General features: G+C 72.3%; 12 protein-coding genes. 7 read left to right on the top strand and 5 right to left on the bottom strand.

The features are described 5' to 3' along the window. Window positions 1-81 precede the first annotated feature (81 nt). On the top strand, window positions 82-441 hold the full coding sequence (locus ACIBN2_RS17530) for a cupin domain-containing protein (protein ID WP_399135340.1): 360 nt from the start codon (window positions 82-84) through the stop codon (window positions 439-441). A 9-nt stretch (window positions 442-450) separates the two neighbouring features. Here ACIBN2_RS17530 and ACIBN2_RS17525 read toward each other — a convergent pair whose 3' ends face one another. Further along, entirely contained in the window at window positions 451-1,743 is a 1,293-nt protein-coding gene (locus ACIBN2_RS17525) for a VWA domain-containing protein (protein WP_399135819.1), read from the bottom strand. A 59-nt stretch (window positions 1,744-1,802) separates the two neighbouring features. Continuing rightward, window positions 1,803-2,660 (bottom strand): AAA family ATPase, encoded by an 858-nt coding sequence (locus ACIBN2_RS17520; RefSeq protein ID WP_399135818.1) that lies wholly within the window; start codon window positions 2,658-2,660, stop codon window positions 1,803-1,805. 141 nt (window positions 2,661-2,801) lie between these two features. Between ACIBN2_RS17520 and ACIBN2_RS17515 the strand changes: the two genes are divergently transcribed. Beyond that, the gene (locus ACIBN2_RS17515; RefSeq protein WP_399135339.1) at window positions 2,802-3,371 is read left to right on the top strand and encodes a TetR/AcrR family transcriptional regulator; all 570 of its coding nucleotides are present in this window, start codon (window positions 2,802-2,804) and stop codon (window positions 3,369-3,371) included. A 43-nt stretch (window positions 3,372-3,414) separates the two neighbouring features. On the opposite strand, the gene ACIBN2_RS17510 is transcribed toward ACIBN2_RS17515, so the two are convergent. Continuing rightward, complete coding sequence (locus tag ACIBN2_RS17510) at window positions 3,415-4,725, bottom strand: FtsX-like permease family protein (protein ID WP_399135338.1); 1,311 nt, start codon at window positions 4,723-4,725, stop codon at window positions 3,415-3,417. Between the two features lie 3 nt (window positions 4,726-4,728). Beyond that, window positions 4,729-5,520, bottom strand: coding sequence for an ABC transporter ATP-binding protein (locus ACIBN2_RS17505; protein ID WP_399135337.1), 792 nt, complete (start codon window positions 5,518-5,520; stop codon window positions 4,729-4,731). Window positions 5,521-5,699: 179 nt separating this feature from the next. On the opposite strand from ACIBN2_RS17505, the gene ACIBN2_RS17500 reads away from it, so the two are divergent. From ACIBN2_RS17500 to ACIBN2_RS17480, 5 genes are all read left to right on the top strand, one after another. After that, a complete protein-coding gene (locus ACIBN2_RS17500) occupies window positions 5,700-6,380 on the top strand; it encodes an ABC transporter permease (protein ID WP_399135336.1) in 681 nt (226 codons plus the stop codon). After that, window positions 6,377-7,048 (top strand): ABC transporter permease, encoded by a 672-nt coding sequence (locus tag ACIBN2_RS17495; RefSeq protein ID WP_399135335.1) that lies wholly within the window; start codon window positions 6,377-6,379, stop codon window positions 7,046-7,048. The genes ACIBN2_RS17500 and ACIBN2_RS17495 overlap by 4 nt, the downstream gene beginning before the upstream one ends. Further along, on the top strand, window positions 7,045-7,980 hold the full coding sequence (locus tag ACIBN2_RS17490; protein ID WP_399135334.1) for an ABC transporter substrate-binding protein: 936 nt from the start codon (window positions 7,045-7,047) through the stop codon (window positions 7,978-7,980). The genes ACIBN2_RS17495 and ACIBN2_RS17490 overlap by 4 nt, the downstream gene beginning before the upstream one ends. A gap of 63 nt (window positions 7,981-8,043) precedes the next feature. After that, window positions 8,044-8,619: a hypothetical protein gene (locus ACIBN2_RS17485; RefSeq protein ID WP_399135333.1), complete on the top strand. Its 576-nt coding sequence runs from the start codon at window positions 8,044-8,046 to the stop codon at window positions 8,617-8,619. Window positions 8,620-8,749: 130 nt separating this feature from the next. After that, window positions 8,750-9,658: a hypothetical protein gene (locus ACIBN2_RS17480; protein WP_399135332.1), complete on the top strand. Its 909-nt coding sequence runs from the start codon at window positions 8,750-8,752 to the stop codon at window positions 9,656-9,658. Window positions 9,659-10,426: 768 nt separating this feature from the next. Here the strand turns inward: ACIBN2_RS17480 and ACIBN2_RS17475 are convergent. Continuing rightward, a complete protein-coding gene (locus tag ACIBN2_RS17475) occupies window positions 10,427-11,581 on the bottom strand; it encodes a betaine/proline/choline family ABC transporter ATP-binding protein (RefSeq protein ID WP_399135331.1) in 1,155 nt (384 codons plus the stop codon). Window positions 11,582-11,742 lie beyond the last annotated feature (161 nt).

Below are 11,742 nucleotides of genomic sequence, written 5' to 3'. Positions count from 1 at the left end.
CACTCGAATGGCGCCGCCGGGTGGACGGGCGGACGATGGTGTGGTGGGCGGGGGCCGCAATGGAGATGGAAGGGAGCCGTCATGATCGAGGTCAAGGCTGTCGACAAGCCGGACGAGCGGCGCGATTTCCCGCGCGGCCATCTCGAAGCCGTCCATATGAGCGGACTCGACTTCGCGGTGGGCACGTTCGAGCCGGGCTGGCGCTGGTCGGAGTCCGTGGGGCCCATCGCCGGGACAGCGAGCTGCCAGGTCCATCACAACGGGTACTGCGTCTCGGGGCGCATGCAGGTCCGCATGGACGAAGGCGGCGAACGTGAGATCGGACCGGGCGACGTATTCGTGATCACCCCCGGCCACGACGCCTGGATCGTCGGAGACGAACCGTGCGTCGTGTACGACTTCGCGGGCGGCATGGCGACGGACTACGCCAAGACGACGTGAGGCAAGGAGTCACACGGGAAGCAGGCGGGTGATCAGTGCGCCGAGCTGGCGGGCGTTGCGGCATTCATGCATCTCCACCAGGTCGGCGTACTCGGGTGCGGCGGAGTCGCCCGTGCCCCACAGGGCGCCCGGCTCGGGGTTCAACCAGTAGACGCGGCGGGCCCGTTCGGCGGTCTGCCGGACCGCCGCCAGATTAGGGTCGCTCATGTTCGTCCGGGCGTCGCCGAGCACGAACACCGTCGTGCGCGGTCCGGCCGCGTCGCCGTAACGCTCGGCGAACTCGCCCAGTGCGACGCCGTAGTCGCTGCTGCCGTGCCAGCCCGTGAGCGTCGCCTCCGCCCGGATGCGGGCGCCCAGTCCCTGCGGGTCGGCCGCGCCGTGCTCGAGGAGCGGGGTCACCTCGTCGAGCCGGTTGACGAAGGCGAACACCCGCACCTTGCTGAACTGGTCGTGCAGCGCCTGCACCAGCAGCATCGTGAAGTCGGAGAACCCGGACACCGATCCCGACACATCGCACAGCAGCACCAGTTCGGGCCGCACCGGACGGCGCCTGCGCAGCACCGGCTTCATCGGCACCCCACCCGTCGACAGTGATCCGCGCAGGGTGCGGCGCAGGTCGATGCTGCCGCGGGCGGCGCGGCGCCGGCGGGCCGCGAGCCGGGTGGCGAGCTTGCGGGCCAGCGGCTGCACCGTCCGGCGCAGCTCGGCCAGTTGGAGCTTGCCGGCGTAGAGGAAGTCGACCCGGTCCGGGGTGGTGGCCACCGCCCGCCGGGCGAGTTCGTCGCGGTCGCGCCGCTCGGCGATCCGGCGCCGCGCCTCGACGGCCACCTGACGGCGGAAGGTCTCGATCCGCCGCCGGATCTCGTCCTCCAGGAGACGGTCGGTGAACCCCGAAGTGCCGTCCTGCGCGCGGAGGTTGTCGCGGACGCGGGCGAACAGCGTCTGCGGGCGCAGCCGGTCCAGCGTCTGCTGCGAGGACCAGCCGTCCGAGGCGGGGGAGGAGCCGTATCCGCCGAAGCCGTCCACCGCCTCGGCCGCCAACCGTGCCAGCAGCGCCTCGTCGCCCGCCGTCAGCGCCTGCGCCAGTCGGTCGCGCAGATCGTCCCGGTCCGCCGGCCCGCTCTCGGGCGCGCCGATGCCGCGCGGGAAGTACAGGTCGAAGACCGGGTCGAACACCTGCCGCTGAAGCGTGCCGTGCAGCAGTGTGGAGGCCAGTCCCTCCCGCAGCGCCTCACGGTCGGCCAGGCCCAGTGCCGCCACCGCCTGAGCGGCGTCCACGGTCTCGCCGGTGCCGATCCGCATGCCGTGCGCCCGCAGCGCCCCGACCAGAGAGGTCAGGCGCTCGGCCACTCCGGGGGCGGTCACACGGCGTCCAGGTCGAGCTTGGCCGCCGCCTTCAGCACGTCTTCCTGGTGCTTGAGCAGGACGCCCAGGCTGTCGCGTACGACGGTCTCGTCCAGGGTGGCGGCGCCGAGCGCGAGCAGCGTGTGCGCCCAGTCGATGGTCTCGGCGACCGAGGGCACCTTGCGCAGGTCCATGGCGCGCAGCGCCCCGACCACGCGGACCACGGAAGAGGCCAGCGCCTCGTCCAGGCCGGGCACCTTCAGCCGTACGATGCGACGCTCCAGCTCCTCGTCCGGGAAGCCGATGTGCAGGAACAGGCAGCGGCGGCGCAGCGCCTCGGACAGCTCGCGGCTCGCGTTCGAGGTGAGGACGACGAAGGGGCGGCGCGTCGCGGTGATCGTGCCCAGCTCGGGGACGGTGACCTGGAAGTCGCTCAGCACCTCCAGGAGCAGGCCCTCCACCTCGACGTCCGCCTTGTCGGTCTCGTCGATCAGCAGCACCTTGGGGTCGTCGCCACGGATCGCGGTGAGCAGGGGGCGGGTGAGCAGGTACTCCTCGCTGAAGATGTCCGTGCGGGCCTCGTCCCACGTCTCGTCGCGGCCCGCGCTGATGCGCAGGAGCTGCTTGGCGTGGTTCCACTCGTACAGCGCCCGGGACTCGTCGACGCCCTCGTAGCACTGCAGCCGGACCAGGCGCGCCTGCGCGACCTCGGCCACCGCCTTGGCGAGCTCCGTCTTGCCGACTCCGGCGGGGCCCTCGACCAGCAGCGGCTTGCCCAGGCGGTCGGCGAGGAAGACGGTCGTGGCGACGGCGGGCGAGGCGAGATATCCGGTGGCGGCCAGGCGCGCGGAGACGTCGTCGACGGATGTGAACAGCAACGGGGCCTCCAGCTCGACACGGGTCGGGAGCTACTATCTAAGCGCTTGTTCACCCACTCTGTCACGCGAATCCCGTCTCGGGGCCAGCGGTAGACCGATCGGTTTCCATGTCGTGCGCGGCGGAGGTAACCTCGCCGTATGACCACGACAGACAGGGCGTCCACGAAGGAACGGCTGCTCGACGCGGCGGCCGAGCTCTTCTACCGCGACGGCGTCTCCATCGGCGTCGAGGCGCTGTGCCGGACGGCCGGTGTCTCCAAGCGGTCGATGTACCAGCTCTTCGCGAGCAAGGACGAGGTCCTCGCGGCGAGCCTGGAACGCCGGGCCCCCGGATACGCGGCGCAGCTCGCGCCCGCCGAGGGGGACGCCGTCACCCCGCGCGAACGGATCCTCTACGTCTTCGGGCAGGCGGAGAAGCTCTCGGCCGAGCCCGACTACCAGGGCTGTCCCTTCCTGGCCGCGCTGGTCGAGCTGAAGAACCCCGAGCACCCGGCGAGCCTGGTGGCCCGCCAGGCCAAGGAGCGGTTGCAGGAGGCGTTCCGCGCACAGGCGGAGCTCGGCGGCGCGCGGGACCCTGAGCTCCTGGCCCGGCAGCTGATGCTCGTCTTCGACGGCGCGAGCGCCCGCGCGGGCGCCCGTATCGAGACGCTGGACGGGCTGACGACGGTGACCGTGACGACGCTGCTGGACGCGGCGGGCGTGGCATAGCGGAAGGAGCGGCCGCCGAAGCGGCCGCTCCCGCACCTCCACCTCAGGCGGCGAGCTCCACCGCCTCCACCGCCGGAGTGCGCAGCACCCGCCGCGCCGTCACCAGGCTCGTCCCCAGCGTCACCGCCACGGAGAGCGCGACGACGGCGACGTAGATGCCGAACCCCTGGTGCGGCAGTACCGAGTCGCTGCGGACGACGGTGAACGGGACGATCCCCGCCAGCGCCGCCACCGTCCCGAAGAACACGCCGACGGCCGTCACGATCAGGCCCTCCGTGCCCACCGTGCCCAGCACCTGCGCGGGCGTCGCCCCGGCCAGCCGCTGCTGGCCGAACTCCCGGCGGCGGTAAGTGGTCGCCGCGTAGAGCGAGTTGACCAGCATGACGCAGACGAAGACCACGATGATGCCGACGACCGTGAGGTTCAGCGTCTCGAGGTTCTTGGCGTCCACGGTCTTCCTCAGGCCCGAGGCGTCGACCGCGTCGCTCTCCACCGCCTGCATGTACAGCGTCGCCGTGGCCATCGCCGTGAACAGGATCAGCGACATCAGGATCCCGGCCAACCGGTCGGTCCGCTCGCGCAGGTTCCGCACCGCCAGCCAGCCGCTCGCCCCGGTGAGCTCCAGCCGGTCGAGCACGCCCTTCAGCAGCCGCGGCGCCAGCAGCGCGAAGCCGACGGACAGCAGGATCGCCCCGTACGCAGGCGGCGCCATCAGTGCCGCGTCCTTCGCCGAGAACGCGAACGTCGACAGCACCGACACACCACCGACGCCCAGGGCGGCGCAGGCGAGCAACGTCCGTGCCCGGCCGCGCTGTTCGCGCCGGCGCGTGGCCCGCCGCACGGCGAGGAACGCCGCGCCCGCCGCCGCGAGCAGCGTGATGCCGGCGCCGGAGCCCAGCGCGAACACACCGAACCCGTAGTTCACCGACCGCGCGACCTGCCCGCTGTCCTGGAACCCGTTCAGCAGCGCCCGTCCGCCGAGCATCGCCGGGCCGATCGCCAGCGCCGCTCCGGCCAGCGCCACGACCACCGCCTCACCGACGACCATCCGCCTGATCTGCGCGGGTGTCGCCCCCGAGCAGCGCAGCAGCTCCAACTCGGCAGTGCGCTGACGGACGTTGACCGTGAGCGTGGAGGCCACGGCGAAGAACACCAGCAGGGTGCCGTAACCACCGACCACGCTCGCGGTCGTGCTCAGCGTGTCGTGGCTGACCGCGTCGACGCCGGGCTGACCGGCCGTGTCCTGCAACGAGTTGAACATCATGATGACCGCCGCGCCCAGGAACGCGGACAGCAGCGTCGCCAGGAAGCGTCCGGGCCGCTGCCGGACCGATCGCATCGCCAGTACGAGCATCGCTCACACCCCCGCCGTCACGTCGTCGCCCAGGTGCGCGAGCCGCTCGGCCACCGCGTCCGCGGCCGGCGCGTCCATCCGGCCCACCAGCCGGCCGTCCGCCAGGAACAGCACGGCGTCGGCGTACGAGGCGGCGACCGGGTCGTGCGTCACCATCACCACGGTCCGGCCGTGCACCCGCACCGCCTCCTGCAACAGCCGCAGCACGTCCCGCGCGCTGCGCGTGTCCAGCGCGCCCGTCGGCTCGTCCGCGAAGATCACCCGGGGCTCGGTGACCAGCGCGCGGGCGATCGCCACGCGCTGCCGCTGCCCGCCGGACAACTGATCGGGACGGTGCCCGAGGCGGTCGCCGAGCCCGACCTGGGTGAGGATCTCCCGGGCCCGCCCGCGGTCCACGCGCCGCCCGGCGAGCTTGAGCGGCAGCACCGTGTTCTGCGCGACCGTCAGCGTCTCCAGCAGGTTGTACTGCTGGAACACGAACCCGACCCGCCCGCGCCGGAACCTGGTCAGCTCGGCCTCGCCGCCACCGGTCAGCTCCGTGCCGTCCACGCGCACGATCCCGCTGTCCGGCCGGTCCAGGCCGGCGGCGCACTGCAGCAGCGTGGACTTGCCCGAGCCGGACGGGCCCATCACCGCCGTGAACGTGCCGCGGCCCAGCCCCAGCGTGACCCCGTCCAGGGCCTTCACGGCGCCGCCGTCCGACCCGTACGTCTTGCTGACCTTGACCAGCCGCAGCGCCTCGGCGGCGGGCCCCGCGTCCTGCGTGCGTCGCGATTGAGCGCGAAACATCGTCATCACCATCCGTCCGGCACGCCCTGTGCCCCGCCCACGAAGCTACGGAGACACCGGCCGGACCACATGGGGCGCAGAACCCGTATCGCGGGGTGTACCCAGCGACACCCACCGCCTCGGCACGACCCCCGTACGGGTCACCACAACGCGCCGACCCCGCCGCCCACCGGTGCAATGGAGCCGTGACCGGGCCCCCGGACGACTGCCTCGCGCGCAACGAGTGGATCTGCGGTGAGTACCTGACCACCCGCCGCCAGATCCTGCTCGACGCGGTCCTCCAGCACCTTCAACTGGCCGGGATCTCGGTGCTCCTCGGCCTCGTCCTCGCCGTCCCGCTGGCCGTCCTGGCCCGCCGCTGGCGCTGGTCGTCGGGTCCCGTCCTCGCCGTCACGACGATCCTGTACACGATCCCGTCCCTGGCGATGTTCTCGCTGCTCCTGCCCGTCTACGGCCTCTCGGCGAGCCTGGTCGTCGCGGGGCTCGTCCTGTACTCGCTGACCCTGCTCGTGCGGAACATCCTGGCCGGGCTGCGGGCCGTCCCCGAGGAGACCCGGCAGGCGGCGCGCGGCATGGGCTACGGCCCGATCCGGCTCCTGCTCACCGTCGAGCTGCCGCTCGCCGTGCCCGCCGCGATGGCCGGCCTGCGCGTCGCCACCGTCTCCGCGGTCTCCCTCGTCACGGTCGGTGCGATCGTCGGCTTCGGCGGGCTGGGCAACCTCATCTACTCCGGCATGAACACCTACTTCAAGGCGCAGGTGCTGACCGCGTCCGTGCTGTGCGTGGTCATCGCCGTCGCCGCCGACCTGCTGCTCCTCGGCATCCAGCGGCTGATCACCCCGTGGACCAGGGCGACCCGCTCATGACGACCCTGACCGACGCCTGGCACTGGCTGACCGACCCCGCCCACTGGCCGGGTGCCGACGGCATCGGGCACCGGCTCGTGCAGCACCTCGTGCTGACCGTCGTCTGCCTGGCCGTCAGCTGCCTGATCGCCCTGCCGGTCGCGCTCGTCCTGGGCCACCTCGGCAAGGGCGGGGCGCTCGCGGTCAACATCTCCAACGCCGGCCGCGCGATCCCCACCTTCGCCGTCCTCGTCCTGCTCCTGCTGACCCCCGTCGGCAGATGGGGTGAGGGCCCCACCGTGGTCGCCCTGGTCCTGTTCGCCGTGCCGCCCCTGCTCACCAACGCCTACGTCGGCATGCGCGAGGTCGACCGCAGCGTCGTCCAGGCCGCGCGCGGCATGGGGATGACGGGCCGGCAGACGCTGTTCCAGGTGGAACTGCCCCTCGCGCTCCCGATGATCCTCAACGGGGTGCGGATCGCCGCCGTCCAGCTCGTGGCGACCGCGACCATCGCCGCGCTGGCGGGCGGGGGAGGGCTCGGCCGGATCATCACAGCGGGCTTCAACCTCGCCAGCACACCGCAGGTGGTGGCCGGGGCGATCCTCGTCGCCGCCCTCGCGCTGGTCGTGGAGGGGATCTTCGAGACGGCGGAACGGCTGGGACCCCGCTGGGCCAGAGGCGCGCGATGAGACGGCAACTCGCCCTGACCACGGTGCTGCTGCTCGCGGGCTGCACCACCGGCCCGTCCCTGGAGACCCAGAAAGACGTCACCGCGCCACCCGGCGACAGCCACCACCTGACCATCGGCTCCGCCGGCTTCACCGAGAGCGACCTGCTCGCCCAGATGTACGCCCTGCTCCTCCACCGGGCCGGCTACAAGACGTCCCTGCTCACCGTCGCCAACCGCGAACTGTACGAACCCGCCCTGGAATCGGGCCAGATCGACGTCGTCCCCGAGTACGCGGCCACCTTCTCCGACTGGCTCAACGCCAAGACCAACGGAGCCGGCGCGGCACCGGTCGGCTCGCCCGACCTGAACACCACGATGACGGCCCTGCGCAAGCTGGCGGCGCCACGCGGCCTCACCGTCCTCGACGCCGGCAGGGCCGTCGACCAGAACGCCTTCGCGGTCAGCAGGTCCTATGCCCGGCGACACGGTCTGAAGACCCTCAGCGACCTCGGCGCCTCGGGCCTGAGGGTGCGGCTCGCGGCGGGCGACGAGTGCGTCCAACGACCTTACTGCGCACCGGGATTGCAGAAGACCTACGGCATCGACGTCACCGCCGTCGACCCCAAGGGCGTCGGCACCACACAGGCCAAACGGGCCGTGCAGAACGGCCAGGACCAGATGGTCCTCACCACCACGACCGACGCCACCCTCTCCGGCTTCGGCCTGGTCCTCCTCGCCGACGACAAGAGCCTCCAGAACGCCGACTGCATCGTCCCGGTCGTCAACCGCTCCCGCGCGGGCGGCCAGGGCGCCACCGGCGCGCTCGACAGGCTCAACGGCGTCCTGACCACCGCCGACCTCGCCTCCATGAACGAACAGGTGGACAGCTGGAGGCGGTTGGCGAAGGACGTGGCGCGCAGCTATCTCCGGGACAAGGGTCTCCTCGAGTGAGTGCAGGGGGTCCCCTGCGCCCGGCGAGGTGGATTGTCAGTGGCGGCTTGTACGTTGCGGGGCATGGGTGTCTATCTGGTGAGTGTGGGTGCGCAGGAATGGTCCGACGGCGAGGGGGAGGGCGGTAAGGGGGCGATCGCCGCGGGGCTCGACGCGGAGCTGCGGCGCCGGGGGCTGCCGCCGTACGAGTCCTCGGCGAAGGAGGAGCCGGCCACTTGGTTCGAGGAGAAACTGAGCCCTCCGATGGACGGGTTCGCCAAGCTGTGCCGGGCGCATCTGACGCCGGGGGAGCAGGAGACGCTGGGTGAGTGGTCGGTGCTGGTGCCGATCTCGCTCGACGAGGAGATACGGCTGCCCATCGGCTCCGCGTACACGGACGAGACGGTGATCGCCGGTGCGCCGCAGGTGCTGGCTCTCGCCCAGCGGCTGGCCGCGGCCGTCGAGTTGCCCGCGGAGGTGCCGGAGGACCCCGGGAACCTCGGCCTGACCTTCTGGTTCCTCGAAGGGGAGGCGGAGGAGCTGACGGCCACCCGGCCGGGGCCGTGGAGCGAGGACCTGGACACCGCGTTCTACGTCGCCCTGTACCTGCGCGCCGCCCAGCACGCGCTGCGCCGCGGGTGCCCCATGACCTACTGCTGACAGGACGTCACGGCACCGTTACGGCGGTGACCGTACTGGTGCGGTGGGACGGCTTCCCGGGCGGGCGCGGTACCGGTACATGTCTTTCATGAAGGACAACGGGGGAGAACACCGGACACGGTGGGAGAGAGTGTGCGAAGCGGTCGAGGGTGCGCCGACCGAGCGGAGGCCCCGCTCGCTGGCGGACTGCGTGGACCCTGAACTCGCCCAGGACCTGGCGCAGTTCCGCAAGGTGTACCCGAAGCAGCAGCTGGAACTGCAGTACCTCTACGGGGCGGCACAACGCGCCTTCGAGGCCAGGACCAGGGAGTCCCTGCAGATCACGCTGGACTGTCTGCTGCGGACGGTGCTGCGCGACCCACGGCTCTACGACAACCCGGGCGACGCGGACCTGGCCGACTACCTGGCGCAGGAGACCGACGGCGTCTGGGCGCGGCTGTGCCAGGACGAGGCGGTGGCCGTGGTGCGCGGCCTCAACTTCGGCCTCACCCTCGGCGCGTTCCTGAGCGTGCTGCTGCTCGGCGTGCCCCTGCTGTCCGGCGTGCAGCTGCTCGGCATGACCGGCGCCACGCTGAACTGCAGCGACCGCTGGAGTCTGCTCGGAGCCTTCGTGTGCGGCGGGGTCGGGGCGTTCGGCGCGGTGCTCAGCGTCCTGCTCCGGGTGCGCGGCAGCGAGGAGCCGCTGCGCCGCAAGGGCTCCTCGCACAAGGTGGCCATCGCCCCCGCCCAGGTCTCCCGCAGCCTGCGGCACGAGGGCGTCTACCGCGTCTTCGTCGGCTGGATCCTCGCCCTCGCCGTGTACTTCGTGCTCAGCACCGGCTGGGTGACGGCGATCAGCATGCCGTCCACCACCGGCGAGATCTGCACGACCGGCGCGGACGCGGCCGCGAAGGGCACCGCCTTCTGGGGCTTCTGGTGCGCGGTCGGCTTCCTGGCGGGCTTCAACGAACGCTGGGCCTTCGGCATGCTCAACCGCCAGGGTGGCAAGGGGGGTTCGGGCCGGCGCCAGCGGTCGGTGACGGAGCCGACCTCATCCTGAACTTGTGTGATGCTCCGGGGATCGGGGTTCCTCGCCGAGGGGGCAGGGGCCGGGGCGGGCGATCCGAGGCCAGGCGTCGGCCGTCACGGACAGGGGCCGGGGTGCCGGGGGTCAGAGGTCAGCGTCCCGGGTGGCCCGGTGCAAGGTGGGCCGAGGCCAGGCGTCGGCCGTCAGGCGTCGGTGCCAGCGCCCAGCGGCCGGCGTCGAGGGGCCGGGTGCAGGGCAGCAGCGGCGGCCGGGTGCCGGGTGCGGGCGGCCCGAGGTCAGGCGCCAGCCGCCACGCATCGGTACCAGCGACCGGCGTCGAGCGGCCGAGTGCCGGGTGGGCTCAGGCCGGCGACGGCGGCTGGGCGCGGGCGGCCCGAGGTCAGGCGTCAGCCACCATCCGTCGGTAGCAGAAGCCAGCCGTCAGCAGTGAACGGCCAGGCGCCGGGCATGCTGAGGCCAGCGGCGGCGGCCGGGTGCCGGGCGGGCCGAGGCCAGCCGTTACGCGTCGGTGCCAGCGGTCGGCGGCCGGCGGCCGGCGTCGAGCGGCCGGGTGCCGAATGCCGGGCGTGCTGAAGGCAGCGGCCGCATGCCGGATGGCAAGGCGGGTCGAGGTCAGGCGCCTGCCGCCACGCGCCAGCCGCCACGCGTCGGTACCAGCGGCCAACGGTCGGGCGCCAGGCGCCGTGTGCCCGTCGCGCTGAGGCCAGCGGCGGCGGCCGGGTGCAGCGCATGCTGAGGCCGGCGGCAGCCGCCGGGTGGGCTGAGGCCACGCGCCAGCCGTCACGCGTCTGCCACCGAGTCGAACTCCACCTGCCCCCGCGCCACCCCCAACGCATCCGCGTCCACCGACCGCCGCAGCGCCTCATGCAGCTTCGCCGGGGTCAGCACCCCCAGGAAGCGTGAGTCGTCCAGCACGGCGACCCACCCGGAGTCGTGCTGGAGCATCACGCCGAACGCTTGCTTCAGGGGCGCGCCCACCGGTACCCACGCCTTCATCCGGTGGGCCCGGTCGCCGACCGCGCCGGACGCGTCGAGGTCGTCGATGCCGACCCAGCCGTGCAGGTCGCCCCGCGTGTCGAGGACGACGGCCCAGCGCGCACCCTCCGCCCGCAGCCGTTCCGCTGCGCCCGCGGCCGGCTCGTCGTACCGGGCGACCGGCGGCTGCTCCAGGTCGTCGGCCTCGATCTCGGTGACCGACAGCCGCTTCAGCCCGCGGTCGGCGCCCACGAACTCGGCGACGTACGGCGTCGCCGGGGTGCCGAGCACCGCCCCGGGCGTGTCGAACTGCTCGATGCGCCCCTGCCCGTAGACGGCGATCCGGTCGCCGAGCCGTACGGCCTCCTCGATGTCGTGCGTGACCAGCAGCACCGTCTTGCGCACCGCTGCCTGCATACGCAGGAACTCGTCCTGCAACTGCTCGCGTACGACGGGGTCGACGGCCCCGAAGGGCTCGTCCATCAGCAGCACCGGCGGATCGGCGGCCAGCGCCCGCGCCACGCCGACGCGCTGGCGCTGACCACCGGAGAGCTGGTCGGGATAGCGCGGCCCGTAGCGCTTGGGGTCCAGGCCCACCAGATCGAGCAGCTCGGCGGCGCGCGCCCGGGCCTTCGCCCGCTTCCAGCCGATCAGCGCCGGCACGGTCGCCGTGTTGTCGAGGACCGTGCGGTGCGGGAAGAGCCCGACCTGCTGGATGACGTATCCGATCCGACGCCGCAGCCGCACGGGGTCGACGCCTGCGATGTCCTCGCCGCCCACGAAGATCCGCCCGGAGGTCGGTTCGATGAGCCGGTTGACCATCATCATCGTGGTCGTCTTGCCGCAGCCGGAGGGTCCAACGAGCGTGACGAGCTCGCCCTCGGTCACCTCGAAGCTCAGGTCGTCCACCGCCGTCGTACCGTCCGGGTACCGCTTGGTGACCTGCTCGAACCGGATCATGCCCTCACGCTAGCCGCGCGCCCACCGCTCGGCGCGTCAGCAGGGTCCCACCGGCGGCTGAGGGCCTGGTTCCGTATTTGAACGGTTTCAATCAACACTTTCCGCAGCGACGACCCTCTGTTTGAACCTGTGCACAATTGCCGCTGCCCGAACGGTAGACG

It is taken from the genome of Streptomyces sp. NPDC050534 (genome assembly GCF_044457745.1).
In the GTDB taxonomy this organism is placed as follows: Bacteria; Actinomycetota; Actinomycetes; order Streptomycetales; family Streptomycetaceae; genus Streptomyces.
This window is presented reverse-complemented; position numbering and strand designations above follow the sequence as displayed.

Coding starts and splice junctions, on each gene's coding strand:
- ACIBN2_RS17475 (WP_399135331.1), bottom strand. CDS start 11,581: ATGATCCGGTTCGAGCAGGTCACCAAGCGGTACCCGGACGGTACGACG.
- ACIBN2_RS17490 (WP_399135334.1), top strand. CDS start 7,045: ATGAGACGGCAACTCGCCCTGACCACGGTGCTGCTGCTCGCGGGCTGC.
- ACIBN2_RS17525 (WP_399135819.1), bottom strand. CDS start 1,743: ATGCGGATCGGCACCGGCGAGACCGTGGACGCCGCTCAGGCGGTGGCG.
- ACIBN2_RS17515 (WP_399135339.1), top strand. CDS start 2,802: ATGACCACGACAGACAGGGCGTCCACGAAGGAACGGCTGCTCGACGCG.
- ACIBN2_RS17530 (WP_399135340.1), top strand. CDS start 82: ATGATCGAGGTCAAGGCTGTCGACAAGCCGGACGAGCGGCGCGATTTC.
- ACIBN2_RS17485 (WP_399135333.1), top strand. CDS start 8,044: ATGGGTGTCTATCTGGTGAGTGTGGGTGCGCAGGAATGGTCCGACGGC.
- ACIBN2_RS17495 (WP_399135335.1), top strand. CDS start 6,377: ATGACGACCCTGACCGACGCCTGGCACTGGCTGACCGACCCCGCCCAC.
- ACIBN2_RS17510 (WP_399135338.1), bottom strand. CDS start 4,725: ATGCTCGTACTGGCGATGCGATCGGTCCGGCAGCGGCCCGGACGCTTC.
- ACIBN2_RS17505 (WP_399135337.1), bottom strand. CDS start 5,520: ATGACGATGTTTCGCGCTCAATCGCGACGCACGCAGGACGCGGGGCCC.